The organism is Caloramator sp. Dgby_cultured_2, from assembly GCF_028872215.1.
Lineage (GTDB): Bacteria > Bacillota > Clostridia > Clostridiales > Caloramatoraceae > Caloramator > Caloramator australicus.
The window spans coordinates 885,094-908,615 of the sequence record NZ_CP118396.1 but is presented as its reverse complement, the minus strand read 5'-3'; the positions used below and the strand labels follow the sequence as shown (position 1 = coordinate 908,615).

The window sequence follows — 23,522 nt, the reverse complement described above, 5'->3', positions numbered from 1 at the left end:
GGAGTGGATCATATGCACAGGGAATATCAAAGTCCATTAGTTACAAGATACGCATCAAAAGAGATGTCTTATCTTTTTCTGAAGAATACAAATTTACTACATGGAGAAAATTATGGGTAGTTTTAGCGGAAGCCGAAAAGAATTGGGTCTAAATATAACTGATGAGCAGATTAATGAATTGAAGGAACATATTTATGATATAAATTATGATGTTGCAAGAGAATATGAAAAGAAAACAAGGCATGATGTAATGTCCCATGTTTATGCATATGGTGAACAATGCCCAAAAGCTAAACCAATAATACATTTAGGTGCAACAAGTTGTTATGTTGGCGATAATACAGATGTAATAATCATGAAGGAAGCATTAAACATAATAAGGAAAAAGTTAATAAAGATAATAAAAAATTTAAGCCAATTTGCAGATAAATATAAACAACTTCCAACATTAGCCTATACACACTTGCAGCCAGCTCAACTAACTACCGTCGGAAAAAGAGCGTGTCTTTGGATCCAGGATATTATTGTAGATCTTGAAAATATAGATAATTGTATTGATTCTTTAAAATTACTTGGAGTTAAAGGAACTACTGGAACACAGGCAAGTTTTTTAAAGTTATTTAATGGTGATCATGAAAAGGTAAAAAACTTGATGAGCTTGTATGTGAAAAGCTTGGGTTTAAAGATAAGTTTTTTAAAGTAACTGGTCAAACATATCCTCGTAAACAAGATATGATAGTTTTAAATACTTTAAGTTTAATTGCACAAAGTGCATATAAGTTTAGCAATGACCTTAGAATATTGCAAAGTTTTAAGGAAATAGAAGAGCCCTTTGAAAAGCATCAAATTGGATCTTCTGCAATGCCCTATAAGCGCAATCCAATGAGAAGTGAAAGAATATCTGCTTTAGCAAGATATGTAATAGTAAATGTATTAAATTCATCGATTACAGCTTCGACCCAATGGTTTGAAAGGACACTAGATGATTCAGCTAATAAAAGAATCGTAGTTGCAGAAGCATTTTTGGCTATCGATGCAATCCTAAACCTATATATTAATGTTTCTGAAAATTTAGTTGTATATCCAAAGATAATACAAAAACGAGTTATGGAAGAACTTCCTTTCATGGCTACCGAAAATATCATGATGGAAGCAGTGAAAAAGGGGGAGACAGACAAGAATTACATGAGAGAATAAGAGTTCACTCAATGGAAGCTGGTAAGGTAGTTAAAGAAGAAGGTCGTGAAAACGATCTTATAGATAGAATTGTAAATGATCCAAAATTTAATTTAGATAAAAATGAATTAAAAGACGCTCTAAATCCACATAACTACATAGGTCGCTCAAAGGAACAGGTTGAAGAATTTTTAAGTGAAATTGTAGAGCCTATACTTTTAAATAATGAAGTAGATGAAATAAACGTGGAAATAAATGTTTAATTAATAGTTTGATAAATAAGCAAAGTTGTTAATTTAAAAGCCAAGGTATGTTGAAAGTAGCACATATCTTGGTATTTTATTAGAATAAATGTTAATAATTTAACAATAGAAAAATAATTGAAACATAAAGTCGAAAATTCTTTCTACAAAATATTACTTCATATAACATCTTATTTTCAAATTTAATATGATAACTAATATCATTTGAAAAGTCGAATTAGGTAGCCAAATGAGAATAATTAAAAATTCATTTATTCATTATTATTAACATGGTTATTCACTTGTGTTAATAAACACTTTAACTTAAAATATTTATATAGAAAAAATAAGGAGTGATAAACGTGATAGGTATTATTGGTTGTGGAAATATGGGAGGAGCTATTTTAAAAGGAATTATAGGTTCCGGTTATGATCCAAAAGATATATATGCTTATGATCATAGTAAAGAAAAGATATTAAATATTAATTCGCATGTTAATATATGTAATAATGAAAAGGAAGTTATTAATAAATCTAAATACATCTTTCTTGCTGTTAAACCTATAGCATATGATAAATTATTAAACGATATAAAAGACCTTGTTGCTAACGATAAGGTTATAATTTCTATGGCAGCAGGATATGATACTGAAAAAATAGAAGAAAAACTTGGGAATGAAGCTAAAGTAATTAGAATTATGCCTAATACACCTTCATTAATTGGTGAAGGATATACGTGGTCGTATTAAATGAAAATATAGATAAAGTTGAAGGTGAATATGTCATCAATTTATTAAAGTCATTAGGAGAAGTAAAAATAATAAATGAATCACAAATAAATGCATATTCAGCCATAACAGGAAGTGGACCTGCTTTTGCATTTCTTTTTATAGAAGCTATGGCGGATGCAGCCGTTCTTTTGGGAATTCCAAGAAAGGATGCTTATGAGGCTGCAGCAAGAATGCTTATTGGAAGTTCTAAACTTCTTATAGAAACAGGTAAACATCCTGGTGAACTTAAAGATATGGTAACATCCCCAGCAGGAACCACAATTGAAGGTATTAGAACCTTAGAGGAAAAGGGATTTCGAAGTGCGATTATTGAATGTGTTGTAAATACATATAAGAAGAACTTAAATATCAAAGATATAAGGTGATAATTTTATGGTTGTGATTAGATATTTATTGCTAATTGTTGTTATAATTATATATTTGATATTTTGTATTTTACTTATATCAGGATTAAAAACTAAAAACAAAAAGAAAAAATTTGATAATGTCTCGAGAAAGTAGGGATAAAAAACATTTCGCTAAATATCAATTTAGTAGAATGTCCAAATGAAAAACGATGGGGAGTGACAATGGATAATAAAAATTTAGATGCACTATTTGACGAGAACCTACCTTATATATTAAATGACTTTCTTGGATATTTATATACAGTTAAAGGAAAATCCTTAAACACAATTGATGGTTATAAAGTTGATCTGAGATTGTTTTTGAAATATATAAAAAAATAAAATATAATTTAAAAAATGAAATTGATGATATCGATATTTCGGATGTTAATGCAGAACTGATTAAACAAATTATCTTAAGTGATATCTACTCCTTTATAAACTATGTTTCGATTAAAAGACAAAACAGCACTTACGCAAGGGCAAGAAAAATTGCTGCAATAAGGTCCTTTTTTAATTACTTAGAAACAAAAGCTAAAATAATCAAAGAAAATCCGGCTCGAGAGTTGGAATCTCCTAAAATCAATAAAAGACATCCTGTTTATTTAACCCTTGAACAAAGCAAAAACTTCTTGATTCAATAAAGGGAAGAAATAAAGAAAGGGATTTTGCTATCATTACTCTTTTCCTTAATTGTGGCTTAAGATTGTCGGAGCTTGTTAGTATCGATATTAGCAAAATAAAGGGAGATACATTAACTGTCGTTGGTAAAGGGAATAAAGAAAGAACAGTTTATTTAAATAAAGCTTGTATAAAAGCTATAAATTCTTATCTTGCTGTAAGGCCAAAAGATGGTGTTGTAGATAAAGATGCTCTTTTCTTAAGCGAAAGAAAAAAGCGAATAGATAAAAGAACCGTAGAAAAACTTGTTAAAAAATATATTGTAAGTGCCGGACTTTTAAACGATAAATATACTCCCCACAAACTAAGGCATACAGCTGCTACTTTGATGTATAAATATGGGAAAGTAGATATTAGAGCCCTTCAACATATCCTTGGCCATGAAAGCGTTTCTACTACTCAAATATACACCCATATTGATGATGAAATATTAAGGGATGCAGTTAAATCAAATCCTTTGTCTGAAGAATAAATAAAGCCCCATTTGGGGCTATTTTATTATTCGTTATATTCCTTTAAAAGTTTTTCTTTTAATTCAGGAATGTCTTCGATGTATAATACATTTTCATCTTCTTCGAAATCTAATGTATTTTCCTCATATAAGTAATCGTCGATTTCACTTTCATCTTCGATTATTCCATCGATCAATATTTCTTTATAATCAGAATCTAATTCTAAGCACTTACCACAATTGTCGCATATTTTACCTTCTACAAGGTCGCACGTATTACAATCGCTGCAATTATCACATATTTTATTTTTATCGAAAATACACATTTGCATCTTATCAATCCCCTTGCATTTAAATTTTTAAGGTTATTATAACACTATACACAATTTAAAGCAAGGCAAATAAAAAGCTGCAAAATGCAGCTTTAATCAGCCTCTATAGGCACTTTTATTGTTTGGCCAGGATATATTATTAATGATTCTAAATTATTTGCTTTTCTTATTTCATAAACTAATTTTCTTATATCTTGTTTATCTGTTTTATGTTTTTTAGCTATCTTCCAAAGGGTATCTCCGGATTCAACTGTAACATATATGTAGTTGATTTTGCTTTGGCTCTGGCTATTTGCTTTTTTATAAAAAGGAATAATAAGGATGATTAATATTAAAGCTACAGCTAATAGTTTTTTATTTTTCATAACGACCCCTCCCGAACATATGTTCTATTAATATTATAACGAACAGGTGTTCGGTTGTCAATATGGTCGAACATTAGTTTGCCTGATAAAATAATTTATGTTATAATAAAGCTAGATAATCATTAAGGGGTGCATAAGATATGGCTAACAATAATAAAGATAAGCAGCAGGAAATACTTGAATTTATAAAGAAGGAAATTGCAACAAGGGGATATCCTCCATCTGTTAGAGAGATATGTGAAGCTGTTGGTTTAAGATCCACCTCAACTGTTCATGGTCATCTTGAAAGACTTGAGAAAAAGGGCCTAATAAGGCGTAATCCAAGCAAGCCAAGAGCTATTGAATTAGTAAATAGCTCTACAATAAAAGAAGTAATTAACGTTCCTATCGTCGGGAATGTAGCAGCTGGACAACCTATTTTGGCTATAGAAAATATTGAAGATTCCTTCCCTTTGCCAAGCGATTTTATAAAGATAAACAATAATGCCTTTATATTAAAAGTTAAGGGAGATAGCATGATTGAAAAGGGGATTTATGATGGGGATTACTTAATTGTTGAACAGCAATCAACTGCTAATAATGGCGATATTGTTGTTGCATTAGTTGACGATAGCGCAACTAGTTAAAACCTTTTATAAGGAAAACGGATATATAAGGCTGCAGCCTGAAAATTCATCAATGCAGCCAATTATAGTTAAAGATTGTAAAATACTTGGTAAGGTAAAGGGATTAATAAGAAAGTATTAATAATAAATTAAGGGCTGCAAGATGCAGCCCTTAAAATTTTATTCTAGTATATTTGATAGCCCCTTTAGTATACCAACCTTAGCGTGTTCTAAGGTTAAGCCACCTTGAATATAAGCTATATATGGCGGTCTAATAGGTGCATCTGCGCTAAGTTCTATTGAAGAACCTTGAATAAATGCACCTGCAGCCATTATTACCTGATCAGTATAGCCTGGCATGTCCCATGGCTCACAATCAACAAAGGAATCAACAGGAGATCCTTTTTGAATACCTTTAATAAATTTAATTAGTTTATCTTTATCATTAAATTTAACAGCTTGAATTATATCACTTCTTTTTCATTATATTTTGGCGAAACTTCAAATCCAGCAAGTTCAAGCAGTCTAGATGCAAATATTGCTGATTTTAAGGCCTCAGCTGTAATGTGAGGAGCAAGGAATAAGCCTTGAAACATTTGCCTTATAACACCAAAGGTTGATCCACACTCTCTTCCAATTCCAGGAGCAGTCAATCTGAACGCTGCCTTTTCTACAAATTCTTTTTACCTGCAACATATCCCCCTGTAGGTGCTATACCTCCACCTATATTTTTAATTAAAGAACCTGCTATTATATCAGCACCCACATCCGTTGGCTCTTTAATATCTATAAATTCTCCATAGCAGTTATCAACAAAACATATTATATCTTTATTTATAGATTTTATTAATTTAATAGCTTCTTCAATATCATTAATTTGTAGCGAAGGTCTCCAAGCATATCCAGTTGATCTTTGAATTGCTATCATTCTAATTGTAGAATCTTCCTTTAATACCCTTTCTACTTTTTTAGATTTATTTTACCATTAGGTAAAGGTCAATTTGTCTATAATTTACTCCGTAATCCTTTAACGATCCCATTTCTGATCCTTCTATTCCTATTACCTGCAGCAAAGTATCATAGGGCTTTCCTGTAATTGATAGCAATGTATCATTAGGTCTTAAATTTCCAAATAAGGCAATTGTTATGGCATGAGTTCCAGAGACTATATGGGGCCTTACCAAGGCATCTTCACAATTAAATACACGGGCATAAACCCTATCTAATGTATCCCTGCCTATGTCACCATAACCATAACCGGTAGAATAAGTAAAATGTGAGTCAGATAACTTTTCATCCTGCATAGCCTTTAATACTTTGATTTGATTGTATTCCTTTATTTGATCTATTTCATTAAAATATTTTTCAACGTCCTTTAATGCTTTATCGGCAATTTCAATAGCAACAGGACTAAAATTATATTTTTCCTGCAAAAATTTTTTAGTAATATCTAGCATTTTGCACCTCCAAGTAAAATACATTATAAAAAACTCGCCATAAGCGAGTTTTTTATACTTCTTTATTTTCTTTTTCTTCTTGATTTACTGTTGTATATAAAATGGGCTTTGCTGGAACTATCGTAGATATTGCATGCTTATAAACCATCATTTGTTTTCCTTCTGATTCTAAAATAACTGTAAAGCTATCAAAACCTTTAACATTACCCTTTAACTGAACCCCTGATACTAAGAAAATTGTAACGGGTATTTTATTTTTCCTAGCCCCATTTAAAAACACATCTTGTAAATTATTAGCGTTTTTAACCATACCATCATCCTCCAAAGTTATTATGATAATAATTTGCCCCCATTTATTTTAGGCAAAAATTGCTTAATTTTGGTTATTACTTTTAGTTTATTCTATAGATTATTATTTGTCAATTAAGATTCTAAATTATCATAAATTTTTCCTTTATGTAATTTATCATAACATTTAAAACTTCATCAATGCTGCTAAATTCATCTAAGTTTATCCAGAATATCCTATCCTCCCTTCTAAACCAAGTTAATTGTCTTTTAGCATACCTTCTTGTATTTTGTTTTATTATATCCTTTACTTCTTCTAATGTCAAATAACCATCGAGATAATCAAAAACTTCCTTATAGCCAATTCCCTGCATAGAAGTCATATCCTTAGTATAACCCATTTCCTTTAATTTTTTAACTTCATCTATTAATCCTTTCTCAAACATTTCATCTACCCTTTGATTTATTCTCTCATAAAGTTTTGTTCTATCCATAGTAAGTCCAAAATATGCAAGATTAAAATCTATTTCTCTTTTTTTGATTCCCTTTGAAATTCCGATATAGGTCTGCCTGTATTTTTATATACCTCTAATGCCCTTATTATCCTTTTTAAATCGTTAGGATGTAACCTATTATATGATTCTGGATCAACTTCCTTTAGCATTTCATGGATAAAGTGACTACCCTTTTCCTCAGCCAAATTTTGAAGATAAAATCTATATTCTTCATCCTTTGCCGTTTCTGTAAAATCCAAAGGATAAGTTAAGGAATTTATATATAATCCTGTTCCACCAACTATTATTGGGACTTTGCCCCTTTTTATAATATTATCTATACAGTCTACTGCCATTTGACGGTAAAGGGCAACACTAAATTCTTCTTTAGGATCTACAACATCTATCATGTGATGGGGAACTCCCTGCATTTCTTCTCTTGTAGGTTTTGCAGAACCAATATCCATATATTTATAAATTTGCATTGAATCGGCAGATACTATTTCACCATCTATTTTTTGCAAGTTCTATTCCTATCTTTGTCTTGCCTGATGCTGTCGGACCTGCTATTATAACTATATTTTTTTCATATAATCACCTTACAAGATTCTTCTAAATTTTTTTCAAGATCATCATAAGTCATCCTTATTAAAGTTGGTCTTCCATGGGGACAAGAATAAGGATTCTTACAACGTCTTAAATCATCGATCAGTTTATTCATTTCGCTTAAAGTTAATTTATCCCCAGCTTTTATTGCACCTTTGCATGCCATCGTATATATGATTTTATTAATAGAATTTAGAAAACCGCCTGAAGATTGCACAATTTCGTTCAAAATCTCATTAAATACATCAATATAATTAGGATTTCCATAAATAACTGGAACAGATCTTAATGATATAGAATTACCTCCGAAATCTTCTATAACAAAACCTATTTTAGCAAAATTATCGATATTTTCAAGAAGGAATTCTTTATCAGAAGTCTTCAAATCAATAATTTTGGGAGTTAACAATGTTTGGCTATGGATAGCTGTTCTTTGATATTCATCTAAATACTTCTCATATAATACCCTTTCATGGGCTGCATGCTGGTCTATTATATAAAAATCATTTTCTGCCTCTGCAATAATATATGTCAAATGTATTTGACCGATTGGAACTAATTTAGGAAATAAAGTAGAAGTCTTATTATCTATTATTTCCTCATCTTCAAAATTTTTAACCTCTTCTATAGATTTATCTTTATTTATATTTTCATTTATATATTCTTGCTTATCTTCTTTTACATTAGGCTTATAACTAATGAAAATATCTGAATCATTTTTTTCTAGACTTTGTTTATCTTGCTTATTGAAGCTAAATGTTATTTCTTCTGATTTTATTTCTGGTGAAAAATTTTTTTCAACATTTAGATCTATAATAATCTTAGGGACGGATGCTGTAGTTGCAAAGGCATTTTGAAGGGCCTTGTAAACCAATCTATAAATCTCCTGATCATTTTGAAACTTAACTTCGGCTTTAGTTGGATGAACGTTTACATCTATCAATTGGGGATTCATTGTTATTTTGACAACATAAAATGGAAACTTATCCGAAGTTGAATAGGATCTATATACATTTTCAATTGCAGCATTTATTGTTTTGTTTTTTATTAATCTTCCGTTTATAAAAAGCGTTTGATAGTTTCTATTATTCTTCCCTAAGGCATTATTTCCTATATACCCTTCGATTTTTATATCATTTTCTTCATAATCGATCTTTAATAGATTATCCTTGACTTGTCTTCCGTATAATGAAAGTATAGCATTTAATAAATTTCCATCACCCTTTGTTGCGAAAACTATCTTACCATTATTTTTATATTTAAATGATATATTTTCCTTAGATAATGCAAGACTTTGAACTATCTCAGAAACAATCATGGCTTCCCTTGAAGGAGTTTTTAAAAATTTTAGCCTTGCAGGTGTATTATAGAACAAATCTTTTACAATAATGGTAGTTCCGTCGGGTGCACCGCATTCAATTTTATCTATAATTTCTCCACCTTCAATATAAATTTTAGTTCCAGTCAGATCATCTTTTGTTTTGGTTATCATCTCTACCTTTGAAACAGCACATATACTTGCAAGAGCTTCTCCTCTAAAGCCTAATGTTCTTATATTATAAAGATCATCCTCATTTTTGATTTTTGATGTAGTATGTCTTAAAAATGCAATCTCAACATCGTCTTTTTCTATACCATGCCCGTTATCTGTTATTTTTATTAAGCTTATTCCGCCATTTTCTATTTCAACCTCTATAATACTTGCTCCTGCATCTATTGAGTTTTCAATCAATTCTTTAACAACGGACGCCGGCCTTTCGACTACTTCCCCTGCAGCAATTTTTGTTATTAAATCATCATCTAATATTCTTATTTTTGACATTTTATCACCCTAATTTCTTTGCTTTATTTGTTAATGAATATAATCTATTAAGAGCTTCAATAGGAGTTATATTTAGAATATCGATATTTTTAAGCTCCTCTATTATCTCATTTTCTTGGTAATTAAATAGGTTGATTTCAAAGGAAGAAGTTGTAGCAACTTCTTTTATTACTTCATCCTTTTTAATTTTGTTTATATCATTTTCTTCTAATTTGGCGAGTATTTCCTTAGCCTTTTTAATAACCTCATCTGGGAGGCCAGCTAATTTTGCCACCTGTATTCCATAGCTTTGATCTGCACCACCTCTTACAATTTTTCTAAGGAAAATAATATCATCTCCATGTTCCTTTACGGAAATGCAATAATTTTTAACACCCTTTATTTTGCCTTCAAGTTCTGTTAATTCATGATAATGGGTTGCAAATAATGTCTTTGCACCGATACTTTTATTTATATATTCAATTACCGACCAGGCAATACTTAATCCATCATAGGTGCTTGTTCCTCTTCCTACTTCATCTAATATAATTAAGCTATTTTTAGTTGCATTCTTTAAAATATTCGATACTTCCGTCATTTCAACCATAAATGTGCTTTGACCTAAGGATAGATCATCTGAAGCACCTATCCTTGTGAAAATCCTATCTACTATTGATATTTTAGCCTTCCTTGCAGGAACAAAACATCCAACTTGGGAAAGTAATGTAATTAAAGCAACTTGCCTTAAGTATGTTGATTTACCTGCCATATTAGGTCCCGTAATTATGATTATCATATTTTCTTTATTATCAAGAATGGTATCGTTTGGAACAAAGGGGCTTGATATAACCTTTTCAACAACTGGATGTCTTCCATCTATTATTTCTATAATTCCGTCGTTTGTTATTTCGGGTTTAACATAATTGTTCTCAAAGGAAACCCTAGCAAAGGATAGCAATACATCTATTATAGCTAAATATTGTGCTATCTTTTTATCCTTTCAACCTGTGAGTAGACTTTATTTCTAACATCTACAAAGAGTTCATATTCAAGTTCGACTATTTTTGATTCAGCGCCTAAGATATTTTCTTCTATCTCTTTAAGCTCAGGGGTAATGAATCTTTCGGCATTAGCTAATGTTTGTTTGCGTATATATCTATCCTTAGGGATTAAACTCAAATTAGCCTTTGTAATTTCAATATAATATCCAAATACTTTGTTATAGCCAACCTTTAATGATTTGATACCTGTTTCTTCCTTTTCCCTTTGTTCAAGTTCTGCAATCCAGTTTTTCCCGTTTAGCATTGCATCCCTTAGTTTATCTACCTCTTGGTTATAGCCGGATTTTATAATTCCACCTTCCTTTACAGAAACTGGAGGATTTTCAATGATTGCAGCATTTATAAGATTATATATATCATCTAGTGTATCAAAATCATTTTCTATTTCTCTTATAAGATCGCTTCTGCACTCCTTTAAGGCTGCTTTAATATCAGGAAGCATTGATATTGACTGCTTTAGGGCGTTTAAATCCCTTGCATTTGCACTTTCACAGCTTATTTTACTTAATATCCTTTCAATATCATAAATATTTCTTAAAAATTCTCTAAGGTCTGATGATATATAAATATTATCTATAAACTCTTCAACTGCTTCTAGTCTTTTATTTATTTCTTTTATATTCATAAGGGGTTCCTCAATCCATTTTCTTAAAAGTCTTCCACCCATCGCAGTAAGTGTTTTATCTAAAACATCAATTAACGTTCCCTTTTTGCTTCTGGTCCTTAATGTTTCCGTAAGCTCTAAATTTTTTCTTGTAAAAGAATCAAGAATCATAAAATCGCTTATATTATATTTTTTATGCTTGTTATATGGCCTAAGCTGCTTTTTGAGTATCCGTTAAATATTTCAATAAAGTTGCCGCTGATATTATTTCTTCCCCGTTGAAATTATCAGTTTTGAACTTATCTAAAATATCTAAATTATCATATTTTTCAATTTGGCTTATTAAACAATTATATCTTCCTTTTATTATTTCTAATTGTTCATTTATTGTAGAATTAGGCTTTTCTTCAATAATCAATAGTTCCGAAGGTGCGTATTTAGACAATTCATCTATTAATTTATTTTTTCATTATCAAAAGAAGTTACAAAAAATCTCCAGTAGAAACGTCACAAATAGCAAGGCCTAATTTTGATGTTGAGTTATAAATGCAAATTATGTAATTGTTAGCCTTTTCATTGAGCATGCTACCTTCTATTATAGTTCCAGGTGTTATTATTCTTGTTATTTCTCTTTTACTATTCCCTTTGCAAGTTTAGGATCTTCTACCTGTTCGCAGATAGCAACCTTATATCCCTTTTCAATAAGTTTTGCTATATAGGATTCTGCTGAATGATATGGAACCCCACACATTGGTGCTCTTTTATCAAGGCCACAGTCTCTACCGGTTAAAGCAATTTCCAGTTCCCTTGATGCAATTTCTGCATCCTCAAAAACATTTCATAAAAATCCCCTAATCTAAAAAAAGTATGCAATCCTTATGCTGTTCTTTTATTTCAAGATATTGTTGCATCATAGGCGTTAATCCCAATTCTGATTCCTCCCTAAATTAAGTGTATTATTATTATATAATAAAAACAATGCCGCTGAAAGATAAACTTGCAGCGGCTTTCCTTATTACCTTATAACTTCTACTAATTCTCCTAACAAAATATACATTTGTGCTTGAGTAATCTTAACATTAACAAGCTTACCCTTTAATGATGCATCTCCACCTGTAAAGTGAACTAGTTTACCAGTTCTCGTTCTACCTGTTAATCTATTTTCGTCGGTTTTACTTGGACCTTCAACTAATACTTCAACGATCCTATCTTGATACCTCTTACTTCTTTTTTCACCCACCTGATTTACTATTTCAACCAGTCTGTTAAACCTTTCGTGCTTTACATCTTCAGGAACTTGATCCTCATACTTTTCAGCTGGAGTTCCCGGCCTTTTTGAGTATATGAAGGTAAATGCTGAATCATATTCTACTTTTTTAACAACATCCAATGTCTCTTCAAAATCCTCCTCAGTCTCACCTGGAAACCCTACTATGATGTCTGTAGTTATAGCAACATCCTCTATTTTGCTTTTAATTTTTTCAACTAATTCTAAATATTGTTCCTTAGTATATTTTCTATTCATCTTCTGCAAAATCCTTGTGCTGCCAGATTGAACAGGAAGATGAATATGCTCACAAACCTTTTCGCATTCCTTTATTGCATCTATGACATCATCAGTAAGATCCTTTGGATGGGATGTTGTAAATCTTATCCTTTCAATACCTTCAACTTCATTTACCATCCTTAATAGCTTTGCAAAACTCATATTATCAAGATCTTTACCGTAAGAATTTACATTTTGTCCAAGTAAAGTAACTTCTTTGTAGCCATCCTTAGCTAATTGTTTTATTTCATTAATAATAGCTTCTGGTTTTCTGCTTCTTTCTCTACCCCTTGTGTATGGAACTATGCAGTATGAACAGAAATTATTGCAGCCATGCATAATTGTAACAAAAGCCTTTATATCACTCTCACGATGAATTGGAAGCCCCTCTACTATTTCGCCTTCCTTTTCCCAAACCTCTAATATTGTTGTATCACTCTGCATCGCATTATTCAAGAGCTCTGGGAATCTATGAATATTAAATGTTCCAAATATTATATCTACATAAGGGAATTTCTTTTTACAAGTTCACCTACTCCCTTTTGTTGCATCATACATCCGCCAATAGCTATAATAAGTTCTGGTTTTTTAGCCTTTAGAGCTTTGAGCTGCCCTAAATTTCCATAGGTTTTTGTCTCAGGATTTTCCCTAACTGCACAGGTATTCATTACAATAACATCAGCCTTTTCTTTATCATCTGTTTTTACATATCCCATTTTTTCAAGCATACCTGCAATTTTCTCAGAATCCTCTTCGTTCATCTGACATCCCATTGTTATAATGTGATAATACCTTTGTCTATTTAAACTCATATTTATTCCTCCCTGTGTAAGTTACGAATGTAATTATACTATTTCATCGATTGTTAATCAATACTTATTTTTGTTTACATAAAATTATTTATGTTTATTATTTTTTCAAACCTTTCCTTTGACTCACGAACATATAAATTAAGTTTTTTAAGTCCGGATTTCCAGAGGAAAAGGATAAAGGCTATGAATAAAATAAAATATCCGTAAACTCTTGAAAAGAGTATATAATCATAAATTCCATGTAAAATAATCGGGATAACAAGTGACATTATTAAATATGTGCTACCTTTATCATTGGCAAATTTAGCTATAGAAAGGTAATAACCCATGCTTATTGCAAACAGCATGTGCCCTGGGACGGAGAATATCCCTCTAAAAATGCCTGTATATATAAAGTTCCTTTGATTTAGAACATATAAAAGATTTTCAGCTGTAGCAAATCCCAGGGAGGTAAATACGGAATAAATAATGCCATCTAACTTTTCATTATATTCATATATTTTAAATGCAATGTTATAAGTAACCCAAAATTTAAATAGCTCTTCTGTTAATCCTGCCACAACAAAGGCTACATAAAGAGGACTTTGATTAAAGCTCAATAAAAACTTTTCAACATAATAAACTGGAATAGTTGAAAAAAGCCGAAGATAAAAAGCTTAAAAAGTATTTGAGCAGGTTCCCTATCATATCTATCCTTTTGATAAATAAAAATCAAGAGTGCAATCGTTGGTGCAAGAGCTATTGCAATCATGTTTAGCATACAATCACCTCAATTATAGAAAATTTCAATATAGATTCAGAATATTGCAATTTTTGTTGTTGCCTCGCAATAAATTTGCTATAATAATTAATGTCAGAAAATTTTAATATATCATTATTTTCTCCACAATTTATAATAATATTATGGGGGTATCTTTTATGGAATTTAGGTTATCAGAAAGAATGAATCATTTGAAAGCTTCTGAAATACGCGAGCTTTTAAAGCTAACTGAGGAACCTGATATTATATCCTTTGCTGGTGGTCTTCCTGCACCTGAACTTTTCCCAATAGAAGAAATGAAAGTCATATCTCATAAGGTTTTGAATGATGAAGGAAAAGCTGCACTTCAATACGGTCCTACCGAAGGTTATACTCCACTTAGAAAAATTATAGCTGAGCAAAGAATGAAGGCTGTTGGAGTTAATGCTACTTATGAAAATATACTAATTACTAACGGTTCACAACAAGGGTTAGATTTTACTGGTAGAGTTTTTCTTGATAAGGATGACATAGTAATCTGCGAAAGCCCAAGCTATTTAGGGGCTATTAATGCCTTTAAAGCATATATGCCTAAATTCGTTGAAATTCCTATGGATGATAACGGAATGATTATAGAAGAACTTGAAAAGGCATTAGAAAAGCATCCAAATGCAAAATTTATCTATACTATACCCGATTTTCAAAATCCTACTGGAAAAACCCTAAGTTTTGAAAGAAGAGTAAAAATGTTAGAACTTGCTGAAAAATATAATATTCCTATAATTGAGGACAATCCTTATGGTGAACTAAGATTTGAGGGCGACATGATTCCTTCCATTAAAAGTTTAGATAAAAAGGGACTTGTTATTTATCTTGGAACATTTTCTAAAACCTTCTGCCCAGGATTAAGACTCGGTTGGATATGTGCAGATAAAGATATTTTAAATAAGTATATTATTGTTAAGCAGGGTGCAGATTTGCAGTCAAGCTCAATATCACAAAGAGAAGCTGCAGCCTTTATGCAGGTTTATAATTTGGATGAGCATATTAATAAGATAAAAGAAGTATATAGAAGAAGAAGAGATTTAATGATTGATATGATCAAAAAGAATTCCCAGAAAATATTAAGTATACCTATCCTAATGGTGGATTATTTACATGGGTTACTCTAGCAGAAGGTATAGATGCTGCTGAACTACTAAAAATCGCATTGAGGGATAAGGTAGCCTTCGTGCCTGGTGGTTCCTTCTTCCCAAATGGTGGACATCCAAATCATTTTAGATTGAATTTCTCAAATATGCCAGAAGATAAAATAATTGAAGGAATAAAAAGATTGGGAAAGGTTTTGAAAGAAAATATATAATGGTTAAGGGCTGCAAAAGCAGCCCTTAAATCAATATCGTTGCAGCATTTATTATCTCCTCAAATCCCATATTGTAGTATAAATTAACTGCTCTTGTGTTATCATTTTCAACTTTTAAAAAAGTTCCTTTATTCCATACTCCTTTGCCTTAGTTAATATTTCATTTAAAAGAATTTTCCGTTTCCTTGCCCTCTATATTCTGGAATCACCCCAAAATTAATAAGATAATATCCTTCAGAACTTTTTATTATTTGTCCATATCCAATATCTTCTTCGTTGTATGTTAAGAAAAAACATAAATCTGAAATAAATTCTTTTTTCTTTCTTCGCTTTTTACTTCCTCTAAAGATAATGCCTTTCTTTTTACATTTTCTCCAAATATACTATTTTGCAGAATAACTCTTTTATCTTCCTCTTTGTTGATGATCATGGTTCTTATCCTCAGATTATTCAAATTTGTGAATCGATTAATCGATTTAAATTTTGAAAGATCAATAATCATCAATTTATAGTCCTTTAGCAATTTAATATTGCACTCATGAATAAGTTTTTTTAATATTTCAATATTTCTATAATAAAATTCAATCCTATAACCGCCTAAAAAATTATCTTGTAACTCTTTAATTATTTCATTAAAAGAAACATTTGTTTCAAACGGAATAAAAAGTATTTCTCTTTTAAAATCATATTTTACAATTAAACCTATTATTTTGTTACTATCAACTATTTTAAAGCATCTTTTAGCCATCATATCTAATAATATGTTTCCATCATAATTGCTAAATATATCAAAGTCATAATCTATTGTTTTTAACAACAAAGCTTTTACTTTTGAATAATCTCTCCATCCTGCCTTTATAATTTTGACCATACCTGCTCCTTTCATCTTTTCTTACTAAAAGTCTAGAAAAAATCCCTTTTTTCTTTCCCTTTCATATCTTAATTTTTCTTTTAATTCCATTATTTCATAGGATTTTTGTTTTAGTTCCATTTTAAGCTTCATATTTTCGGTTAAAAGTAAATCCCTCTCTTTAGAATTTATATTTTGGTTTAATTGATTTAACAATTCGTTTATTTCTCTAAATTTTTCTTCAAAAACAAGTAAAACATCATTAGAAGACTTGTTGATACCATTTATTACTTCCATTTTTCCAACACTTGTTACAGCGATTTCTTCATTAGCAGAAACATCTATGCTGCCTATTAGCTTTTTTATCTGTTGATTGCTGTATCCTTCCTCTTGATATTTTTTAATAAGCAAAAGTAAGTTTAGATCTCTTTCTTTAAATATTCTCCTTCCATTGACATCCCTTTCTATTTTTAAATCGAATTCCTTTTCATAGTATCTTACGGCAGATGGCCTATAACCAGTTTTTTCACATATTTCTTTAAAGGTATATGACCTTTCCATAAAATCACCCCATTTTAATATTTCTTCGATAAATTGAATAATCCTTTATATAAATGGGGTTTTTAGTCCAAAAATTTCACCAACAATCTACAAAATATATTCTTCAAGGTATTCTGGGATAACGCAAGATGTCGAACTTACTGTTTCCAGTATAGCCTTTAAATTCATAGCTGCTTCTATTTCACCATGGGTTATAAATACTTTTTGTTGACTTCTTTATTAATTCCTTTATACCATTTTAATAGACCTTGTAAATCGGCATGTCCAGAAAGACCAGGCATATTAATTATCTTTGCATTAACTGCAATTTCTTCACCAAATATTTTTACCTTTTTGCCCCGTCTAAGATTCTTCGTCCTAATGTTCCTTCTGCCTGATAACCAACAAAAACAATCGCTGATTCCTTTTTCCACAGATTATATTTTAAATGATGTTTAATCCTCCCTGCCTCACACATTCCACTTGAGGAAATGATTACAACTCCGCTTTTATTGTTAAGCTCCATTGATTCTTCTTTTGTTTTTACAAAAGTTAAATTTTTAAATTCTAAAACATCATTATCAAGAGATAACATATTTAATGCCTCTTCATCATAACATTCCTTATGTTTTTTAAAAATCTCAGTTGCTTCTTCTGCTAAGGGACTATCAAGATATATTTGGATATTAGTAAAATCTTTTCGCTTTTCAATATCAATATATTTATTTAAAAGATATAATATCTCCTGGGTTCTTCCTACTGCAAAGGATGGAATTATTACATTACCATTATTTTTTATAGTATTTAATATGATTGCATATAAGCTTTGAACCTCACTTGGAATAAAATGGAATCTATTTCCATAGGTAGACTCAATGATTAAGTAATCCGCATAATCTATATACTCATAATCTTTAATAATAGGTATATTTATGTTTCCTAAATCCCCAGAAAATACAATTTTCTTTGTAACACCATCATCTTTTATAAATAATTCTACAATTGATGAACCTAATAGATGCCCCGCATCCTTTAAATTTATATATATATCATTATCAATTCTTTGCACGTGGTTGTATGGAACTGCAACTAAATAGTCTTTTACTTTGTCTCCATCTTCTGCGGTATACAAAGGTTCTATTAATGGCAATCCCTTTCTTTGGCGTTTTTGTTCTCATTTATGGCATCCATTTCTTGAATATGCCCACTATCAACTAACATTATTTTTGCAAGATCTTGAGTTGCAGAGGTGCAAAAATCGATCCTTTAAAGCCTTTCTTTACAAGTAGTGGTAATCTTCCTGAATGGTCTATGTGGGCATGGGTTAAAATTACAAAGTCTATTTCCTCTGGATTAAATGGAAAATTGCTTTGATTGGTCTTTGATTCTTTACCTTGAAACAAACCACAGTCTACTAAAAATTTTCTATTACTTGTTTCAATTAAATAGCAGGAACCTGTAACAGATTTAGCTGCCCCGCAAAATTTTATTTTTATCATAATATCCCCCTTAAAAAATTTATAAAAAAGTATTGACATATCGTTAATACCATGATATATTATTACATGTCAGGTCGCTCTTATAAAGATTGTAACTGAATATGGCCCCTTGGTCAAGTGGTTAAGACATCGCCCTTTCACGGCGGTAACAGGGGTTCGAATCCCCTAGGGGTCACCATTAGGGCCTTTAGCTCAGCTGGCTAGAGCAACCGGCTCATAACCGGTCGGTCCGGGGTTCGAGTCCCTGAAGGCCCACCAATTTAATATGGCCAGATAGCTCAGTAGGTAGAGCAGGGGACTGAAAATCCCCGTGTCGCTGGTTCGATTCCGGCTCTGGCCACCAAAAAGCAGCTTTTAAGCTGCTTTTTATTTTATCAAATAATTTTCAATAAATTTATTAATAAACTCTTCTCTTTTATCCTTTAACCTTATTTCTTTGTTTAGCTTTTTTAAATATTTTTCCTCGCTCCATTCCTTTCTTTTTAAGTATCTTTTCTTCCCCAGCTTCCAGAATCTATGAGGAATAATCAAATGTCCCAAAAATATCTCAAATTCATCCCTTTCAATTTTTCTAATTTCATCGTAAGCAAAAATTAAGTCCTTTGCTATCTCAAAGTTCCATTCAATATAGCTTTTATTCATTATTCTTCTTATAAACTTTGCCAAATCATATATAGGATGATCATATATAACGCTGTCTAAATCAATTAGAAACATTTTACCATTATTATTGATTAAAAGATTTTGATAATAAAAACTATCATGACAAATTAATCTTTCATTTTTGGCCTTTTCACAAAGTCTTTTATAGGATTCCTGGCTAAATATTTGAAGCGCTTTATCGCAAAGCTTTAAATTGAAATCTATTAATTTATAATACTCCTCATCAAAATATGTTTTTAAGATTTTACTTGTAATAATGCTCTTAAATTTTAAAAGGTCCTTTTTTATACTCAAAACTTTCTTTTCCCATTTGTTATAATTGCTTTTTATTTTAAATGAATTTATATGAAAGCCCTTCGATTTATTATGAAAGTCTGCCAAAAAGCACAAGCCTGCTTTAAAACATTTATATCTTTAAAATCACACTCAGAACCTTCTATCCAACTGGTCAGATAATAATATCTTTTATTATATTTTATAACATCTTTTCCATCCACCGTTTTAATATAATCGGCCACCCCATCAAAACCATTGTCCTTTAAAAATCTTGTTAAATGATATCCTATTGAAGCTTTTTATCATTATGTTTAAATTCCTTTAAGCAATAAATAGACCTTTCTGTATTTACTTTAAAGGCACTTCTTACCTTTTCTACTGATGTTGGGGTAATATTATAATGGTTTAATAGTATTGTATTTATTTTTTTAGATATTCATCTGTTATATATTTGTTAAGTTCGGATATTCTTTTTTCATAAAAAGCACCTTGAAATATTCTTTTATATGATTATATTTTTATTATTTGTTTTTTATACATTTATCAGTTATGATAATATTACTTATGATTATTTAAAAAACTATATGCATTAATACATTGAATAGCTGTCCCTATCCATAGACATTCTTCATCGATATCAAAATAGCTTCCATGGGCAGGATTTACAATGCCCTTCAACTCATTCCTACAGCCTAATTTATAATATAATCCAGGCACTATTTTAGTATAATATGCAAAATCCTCTACCCCCATACCTGGTTTTGGAAGTTCAATAACCCTTATCTTATCCAGTTCACTAAGTTCCTTTATAAATGTGTTATAAAGTTTATCATCATTCGAAAAAGAAGGATAACTTTCTTTTAAGTCTAATGTGACTTTGGCTCTATACATATTGGCAGTCATTTTTACAATTTCTTCTACTCTTTTAGGACAAAACTTCTGACATCATCACCTAAAGTTCTTATAATACCCTCTAATTCAACCCTTCTTGCCACTGCATTTGCCGCTGTTCCTCCACTTATTTTTCCAACAGTTATTACAGCCGAATCTGTTGCTGCAATCTCCCTTGAAATTATAGATTGCAAATTATCTATAATTTTTGCTGCAATTAAGATGCTATCAATTCCATCTTGGGGATATGCACCATGGGAACCTTTACCTTCAACAATAATTTTAAAAGGATTCGACGCAGCTGCAACTATTCCCTTTTTACACCAATAGTCCCAACATCCAAAGTTTCGTCAATATGTAAAGCATATATTGCCTTTACATCCTTTAACGCTCCAAATTCAATCATATCCCTTGCCCCACCGTCAGTTTCTTCTGCCGGTTGGAATATAAGCCTAACCCTTCCCCTAAGTTATCTTCATATTTTTTCAAAATGATTGCTGCACCTATCTGGATTGCTGTATGGGCATCGTGACCACAGGCATGCATAAGACCTGGTTTTAATGATTTATATGAAACATCTTTTAAGTCCTCAATTTCAAGGGCATCCATATCCGCACGTAATGCAACTATATTTTCACCTTCCCCTATCTCAGCAACAATTCCACAATTATCGTATCTTTTGTATTTAATTCCATAATCTTTTAAATATGACTCAACAAGTCCTGCTGTAAATTTTAAATCTCTATCAATCTCTGGGTTTTTGTGTAATTCCCTCCTTATAAATACAAGTTCCCTTTGAATGTTTTTGCTTCATTAAAAAAATTAATCATAAAAAACTGCCTCCTCTGAAAAAGAAAGAATATTATCTTCAATTTTTACTTTTATTCCAATTGGAATAGTGATTTTTATCTTTCCATGTCCGGCTTCCAATCCATAATAAACAGGAATTTTAATTTCTCTGAAAAAGTTCATTAAAACTTGATGTAGGGTAAAGCTTTTTTCATCAAGAGATTCACAGTTTGTAAATTGTCCAATTATTATTGCTTTTAGTTTATCAAATATACCGGCATATTTCAATGTTTGGAGCATTCTATCGATTTTATAAGGTTCTTCGTTTATATCCTCAATAAACAAAACCTTATCTTTAAAATCAATATTATATTTTGTTCCAATGAGGGAAACTAATATTGAAAGATTCCCTCCTATTATAATTCCTTCTGCTTGTCCAGAATTTATACATTTTAAATTTATTTTAATCTTTCCTATATTCCCTTGCAAACACTCTAAAAGCATTTTCAAATTAATATCGTTAAAAAGATCACCTGTTGCCACCATCGGTCCGTGAAAGCAAATACATTTTGTTTTATTATAAATAACATTCAAAAGTGCGGTAATATCGCTGTATCCGACGAATATCTTTGGATTATTTCTAACGCCGTTCCAATCGATTTTATCCAGCAATCTTATTGAACCATATCCTCCCCTTAGGCAAAAATTGCATCGATATCCCTTCTTTTAAAAAAGTATTAAAATCATCTGCCCTCAAATAGTCATCTCCTGCAAGAAAGCCCTCCCTTGCAAAGCAGCTTTTCCTAATTCAATTTCAAACCCCAAATTTCTAAGGACTTTAACTCCCTCCATAAATAAATCTTGATTATAGCAAGGACTTGCTGGAGCTATAATTCCAATTTTATCCCCCTTATTTAACTTTTTAGGCTTCATATATCCTCCCTATTTAATTAATTCTTTATAAATATTTTCCTCAATTTCATAAAGCAAAGGGACATCATTAAAACAGGAAACGCTCTTTATAATTCTATAGGCTGCCTTTAGATTTTTCTCCTTTATATAGATATATGCTAAGTTTAGAAAGCTATTATTATAATTGTTATTTAACTCAATGGACTTTTTAGGCATTCCTTGGCATTATCAAGTTTGTTAATTTCAATATATGCAGTTCCAAGATTATAATATAGCAAATAGTGTTTTAAACCAAGTTTTTCAGCTTTTAAAAACTTTTCTATGGCCTCTGAATACTTTCCTTCTGCACAATAACATAATCCCAAGTAATAATAATACTTTTTCTTGTTCAAAAATAAGTTTTCATAGCCAAAACCTTTGCTTCATTCAATTTTTTATCTGAAATTAATTTTACTATTTTCTCATCCATTAATATAAAACCTCCCTATAGGCTTTTTTAGTAATTATTTACCTATAAGGAGGTTTTTATTCAAATTTTATCTTCCCCTCAAATTATTAGCGATTTGCCACATCTCGTCTGCTGATTTTACAGTTCTAGCACTTAATTCAAAGGCCCTTTGTGTAACTAACATGTTAGTAAGCTCCTTAGTTATATCTGCATTGGATGTTTCTAAAAAGCCTTGCCTTAAATGAAAGTTTTCCAAAGCTTCAACATTATCAGCTGAATAAACATTCTCACCCTTTGAAACAATAGCATCCTGTCCGATTATTCTATAAAGGTTAATTTTGCCTACTAATTCTTCCTCATCATTATTTATTTTAAATATATTCCCATCGTGGCTAATCCTAATTCTATCGTTATCTGATAAATTGTTATTATAATTTTCTATATTTAAAATTAAACCTGATGAATGAACAAAGTTACCATCTGCATCTATTTTAAAGGCTCCATCCCTTGTATAAAAATTTCTTCCTTCATTATCCACCAATCTAAAATATCCTTCCCCTTCTATAGCTAAATCAGTTTTCCTTCCTGTCTCCTTTAGAATTCCTTGTGAAAAATCCCTGACAATACGTTCACCTTTTGTCCCGCTTCCAACGGAGAGGTTATCTTTATCATCAGAAGTTATAGGAACTCCTAACCTATTTACGCTCTCATTTAGAATATCTAAAAAGGCTACATCCACCCTCTTATATCCATTTGTATCGACATTAGCTATGTTATTCGATATGGCATCTATTCTATTTTGATTTGATATTAACCCCGATTTACCGTTCCATAAAACCCTTAGCATGCTACTC

Annotated in this window: 19 protein-coding genes, 3 tRNA genes and 10 pseudogenes; 9 read left to right on the top strand and 23 right to left on the bottom strand. The window is 30.8% G+C overall.

What is annotated here, in order from left to right; all coding sequences use genetic code 11:
* Positions 1-12: 12 nt before the first annotated feature.
* The 4 genes and pseudogenes from purB (at position 13) to PWK10_RS06095 (ending at position 3,748) form a co-directional block, all read left to right on the top strand.
* Positions 13-1,439: pseudogene (purB, locus tag PWK10_RS06110) on the top strand (adenylosuccinate lyase).
* A 341-nt stretch (positions 1,440-1,780) separates the two neighbouring features.
* Positions 1,781-2,167 carry a pyrroline-5-carboxylate reductase family protein gene (locus tag PWK10_RS06105; RefSeq protein ID WP_274767704.1) on the top strand — a complete coding sequence of 129 codons (387 nt, stop codon included), beginning with the start codon at positions 1,781-1,783 and terminating at the stop codon, positions 2,165-2,167.
* Positions 2,155-2,574, top strand: coding sequence for a pyrroline-5-carboxylate reductase family protein (locus PWK10_RS06100; protein ID WP_274767703.1), 420 nt, complete (start codon positions 2,155-2,157; stop codon positions 2,572-2,574). The genes PWK10_RS06105 and PWK10_RS06100 overlap by 13 nt, the downstream gene beginning before the upstream one ends.
* Positions 2,575-2,778: 204 nt before the next feature.
* Positions 2,779-3,748, top strand: a pseudogene (locus tag PWK10_RS06095) (tyrosine recombinase XerC).
* Between the two features lie 26 nt (positions 3,749-3,774).
* On the opposite strand, the gene PWK10_RS06090 reads toward PWK10_RS06095, so the two are convergent.
* Together PWK10_RS06090 and yneA are read right to left on the bottom strand one after the other, a co-directional pair.
* Positions 3,775-4,059 (bottom strand): hypothetical protein, encoded by a 285-nt coding sequence (locus tag PWK10_RS06090; RefSeq protein ID WP_274767702.1) that lies wholly within the window; start codon positions 4,057-4,059, stop codon positions 3,775-3,777.
* Between the two features lie 92 nt (positions 4,060-4,151).
* Positions 4,152-4,424, bottom strand: a complete 273-nt coding sequence (gene yneA / locus PWK10_RS06085; protein WP_008909084.1) for a cell division suppressor protein YneA — start codon at positions 4,422-4,424, stop codon at positions 4,152-4,154.
* Positions 4,425-4,564: 140 nt separating this feature from the next.
* On the opposite strand from yneA, the pseudogene lexA reads away from it, so the two are divergent.
* A pseudogene (lexA, locus tag PWK10_RS06080) lies at positions 4,565-5,171 on the top strand (transcriptional repressor LexA).
* A gap of 38 nt (positions 5,172-5,209) precedes the next feature.
* On the opposite strand, the pseudogene PWK10_RS06075 reads toward lexA, so the two are convergent.
* The 7 genes and pseudogenes from PWK10_RS06075 to PWK10_RS06045 form a co-directional block, all read right to left on the bottom strand.
* Positions 5,210-6,486 (bottom strand): annotated as a pseudogene (locus PWK10_RS06075) (methionine gamma-lyase family protein).
* 52 nt (positions 6,487-6,538) lie between these two features.
* The gene (gene hfq / locus PWK10_RS06070) at positions 6,539-6,796 is read right to left on the bottom strand and encodes an RNA chaperone Hfq (protein ID WP_008907916.1); all 258 of its coding nucleotides are present in this window, start codon (positions 6,794-6,796) and stop codon (positions 6,539-6,541) included.
* A 121-nt stretch (positions 6,797-6,917) separates the two neighbouring features.
* A pseudogene (gene miaA, locus PWK10_RS06065) lies at positions 6,918-7,847 on the bottom strand (tRNA (adenosine(37)-N6)-dimethylallyltransferase MiaA).
* A gap of 7 nt (positions 7,848-7,854) precedes the next feature.
* Positions 7,855-9,696 (bottom strand): DNA mismatch repair endonuclease MutL, encoded by a 1,842-nt coding sequence (gene mutL / locus PWK10_RS06060; RefSeq protein WP_274767701.1) that lies wholly within the window; start codon positions 9,694-9,696, stop codon positions 7,855-7,857.
* Between the two features lie 4 nt (positions 9,697-9,700).
* Positions 9,701-12,269, bottom strand: a pseudogene (gene mutS, locus PWK10_RS06055) (DNA mismatch repair protein MutS).
* An 86-nt stretch (positions 12,270-12,355) separates the two neighbouring features.
* Positions 12,356-13,698 (bottom strand): annotated as a pseudogene (gene miaB / locus PWK10_RS06050) (tRNA (N6-isopentenyl adenosine(37)-C2)-methylthiotransferase MiaB).
* A 74-nt stretch (positions 13,699-13,772) separates the two neighbouring features.
* Complete coding sequence (locus tag PWK10_RS06045) at positions 13,773-14,258, bottom strand: PrsW family glutamic-type intramembrane protease (protein ID WP_274767700.1); 486 nt, start codon at positions 14,256-14,258, stop codon at positions 13,773-13,775.
* A 358-nt stretch (positions 14,259-14,616) separates the two neighbouring features.
* Between PWK10_RS06045 and PWK10_RS06040 the strand changes: the two are divergent.
* A pseudogene (locus tag PWK10_RS06040) lies at positions 14,617-15,800 on the top strand (aminotransferase-like domain-containing protein).
* 283 nt (positions 15,801-16,083) lie between these two features.
* Here PWK10_RS06040 and PWK10_RS06035 read toward each other — a convergent pair.
* The 5 genes from PWK10_RS06035 to PWK10_RS06020 form a co-directional block, all read right to left on the bottom strand.
* Positions 16,084-16,671 carry a hypothetical protein gene (locus PWK10_RS06035; RefSeq protein ID WP_274767699.1) on the bottom strand — a complete coding sequence of 196 codons (588 nt, stop codon included), beginning with the start codon at positions 16,669-16,671 and terminating at the stop codon, positions 16,084-16,086.
* A gap of 24 nt (positions 16,672-16,695) precedes the next feature.
* Positions 16,696-17,211 (bottom strand): MerR family transcriptional regulator, encoded by a 516-nt coding sequence (locus PWK10_RS06030; protein WP_274767698.1) that lies wholly within the window; start codon positions 17,209-17,211, stop codon positions 16,696-16,698.
* 191 nt (positions 17,212-17,402) lie between these two features.
* A complete protein-coding gene (locus PWK10_RS19540; RefSeq protein ID WP_446715299.1) occupies positions 17,403-17,492 on the bottom strand; it encodes an MBL fold metallo-hydrolase RNA specificity domain-containing protein in 90 nt (29 codons plus the stop codon).
* A 44-nt stretch (positions 17,493-17,536) separates the two neighbouring features.
* Positions 17,537-18,340, bottom strand: a complete 804-nt coding sequence (locus tag PWK10_RS06025) for an MBL fold metallo-hydrolase (protein ID WP_274767697.1) — start codon at positions 18,338-18,340, stop codon at positions 17,537-17,539.
* A gap of 70 nt (positions 18,341-18,410) precedes the next feature.
* A complete protein-coding gene (locus PWK10_RS06020; protein ID WP_274767696.1) occupies positions 18,411-18,689 on the bottom strand; it encodes an MBL fold metallo-hydrolase in 279 nt (92 codons plus the stop codon).
* 103 nt (positions 18,690-18,792) lie between these two features.
* On the opposite strand from PWK10_RS06020, the gene PWK10_RS06015 reads away from it, so the two are divergent.
* From PWK10_RS06015 to PWK10_RS06005, 3 genes are all read left to right on the top strand, one after another.
* Positions 18,793-18,867: transfer RNA gene (locus tag PWK10_RS06015), tRNA-Glu, on the top strand.
* Positions 18,868-18,870: 3 nt separating this feature from the next.
* Positions 18,871-18,947, top strand: a tRNA-Ile gene (locus PWK10_RS06010).
* A 9-nt stretch (positions 18,948-18,956) separates the two neighbouring features.
* Positions 18,957-19,032: transfer RNA gene (locus PWK10_RS06005), tRNA-Phe, on the top strand.
* Positions 19,033-19,055: 23 nt separating this feature from the next.
* Here PWK10_RS06005 and PWK10_RS06000 read toward each other — a convergent pair.
* The 9 genes and pseudogenes from PWK10_RS06000 to PWK10_RS05955 form a co-directional block, all read right to left on the bottom strand.
* Complete coding sequence (locus PWK10_RS06000; RefSeq protein ID WP_274767695.1) at positions 19,056-19,733, bottom strand: CotS family spore coat protein; 678 nt, start codon at positions 19,731-19,733, stop codon at positions 19,056-19,058.
* A 453-nt stretch (positions 19,734-20,186) separates the two neighbouring features.
* Complete coding sequence (locus PWK10_RS05995) at positions 20,187-20,531, bottom strand: M20/M25/M40 family metallo-hydrolase (protein ID WP_274767694.1); 345 nt, start codon at positions 20,529-20,531, stop codon at positions 20,187-20,189.
* Between the two features lie 14 nt (positions 20,532-20,545).
* Positions 20,546-20,752, bottom strand: a complete 207-nt coding sequence (locus tag PWK10_RS05990) for a peptidase dimerization domain-containing protein (protein ID WP_274768137.1) — start codon at positions 20,750-20,752, stop codon at positions 20,546-20,548.
* Positions 20,753-20,826: 74 nt separating this feature from the next.
* Positions 20,827-21,128: pseudogene (locus PWK10_RS18415) on the bottom strand (M20/M25/M40 family metallo-hydrolase).
* Between the two features lie 213 nt (positions 21,129-21,341).
* Positions 21,342-21,812 (bottom strand): S66 peptidase family protein, encoded by a 471-nt coding sequence (locus tag PWK10_RS05975; RefSeq protein ID WP_274768135.1) that lies wholly within the window; start codon positions 21,810-21,812, stop codon positions 21,342-21,344.
* 57 nt (positions 21,813-21,869) lie between these two features.
* Positions 21,870-22,007 (bottom strand): annotated as a pseudogene (locus PWK10_RS05970) (LD-carboxypeptidase); the annotation flags it as partial.
* 54 nt (positions 22,008-22,061) lie between these two features.
* Complete coding sequence (locus PWK10_RS05965; protein ID WP_274767692.1) at positions 22,062-22,241, bottom strand: hypothetical protein; 180 nt, start codon at positions 22,239-22,241, stop codon at positions 22,062-22,064.
* 170 nt (positions 22,242-22,411) lie between these two features.
* Positions 22,412-22,612: a tetratricopeptide repeat protein gene (locus tag PWK10_RS05960; RefSeq protein ID WP_274767691.1), complete on the bottom strand. Its 201-nt coding sequence runs from the start codon at positions 22,610-22,612 to the stop codon at positions 22,412-22,414.
* Positions 22,613-22,756: 144 nt separating this feature from the next.
* Complete coding sequence (locus tag PWK10_RS05955; protein ID WP_274767690.1) at positions 22,757-23,515, bottom strand: flagellar hook-basal body complex protein; 759 nt, start codon at positions 23,513-23,515, stop codon at positions 22,757-22,759.
* Positions 23,516-23,522 lie beyond the last annotated feature (7 nt).

Excerpts from the sequence above, each read along its gene's own strand:
- PWK10_RS06090 (WP_274767702.1), bottom strand. The coding sequence starts at position 4,059 with ATGCAAATGTGTATTTTCGATAAAAATAAAATATGTGATAATTGCAGC.
- yneA (WP_008909084.1), bottom strand. The coding sequence starts at position 4,424 with ATGAAAAATAAAAAACTATTAGCTGTAGCTTTAATATTAATCATCCTT.
- hfq (WP_008907916.1), bottom strand. The coding sequence starts at position 6,796 with ATGGTTAAAAACGCTAATAATTTACAAGATGTGTTTTTAAATGGGGCT.
- mutL (WP_274767701.1), bottom strand. The coding sequence starts at position 9,696 with ATGTCAAAAATAAGAATATTAGATGATGATTTAATAACAAAAATTGCT.
- PWK10_RS06035 (WP_274767699.1), bottom strand. The coding sequence starts at position 16,671 with ATGGTCAAAATTATAAAGGCAGGATGGAGAGATTATTCAAAAGTAAAA.
- PWK10_RS06030 (WP_274767698.1), bottom strand. The coding sequence starts at position 17,211 with ATGGAAAGGTCATATACCTTTAAAGAAATATGTGAAAAAACTGGTTAT.
- PWK10_RS19540 (WP_446715299.1), bottom strand. The coding sequence starts at position 17,492 with ATGCCTGGTCTTTCTGGACATGCCGATTTACAAGGTCTATTAAAATGG.
- PWK10_RS06020 (WP_274767696.1), bottom strand. The coding sequence starts at position 18,689 with ATGATAAAAATAAAATTTTGCGGGGCAGCTAAATCTGTTACAGGTTCC.
- PWK10_RS05995 (WP_274767694.1), bottom strand. The coding sequence starts at position 20,531 with ATGACTGCCAATATGTATAGAGCCAAAGTCACATTAGACTTAAAAGAA.
- PWK10_RS05975 (WP_274768135.1), bottom strand. The coding sequence starts at position 21,812 with ATGCTTTTAGAGTGTTTGCAAGGGAATATAGGAAAGATTAAAATAAAT.
- PWK10_RS05965 (WP_274767692.1), bottom strand. The coding sequence starts at position 22,241 with ATGAAGCCTAAAAAGTTAAATAAGGGGGATAAAATTGGAATTATAGCT.
- PWK10_RS05955 (WP_274767690.1), bottom strand. The coding sequence starts at position 23,515 with ATGCTAAGGGTTTTATGGAACGGTAAATCGGGGTTAATATCAAATCAA.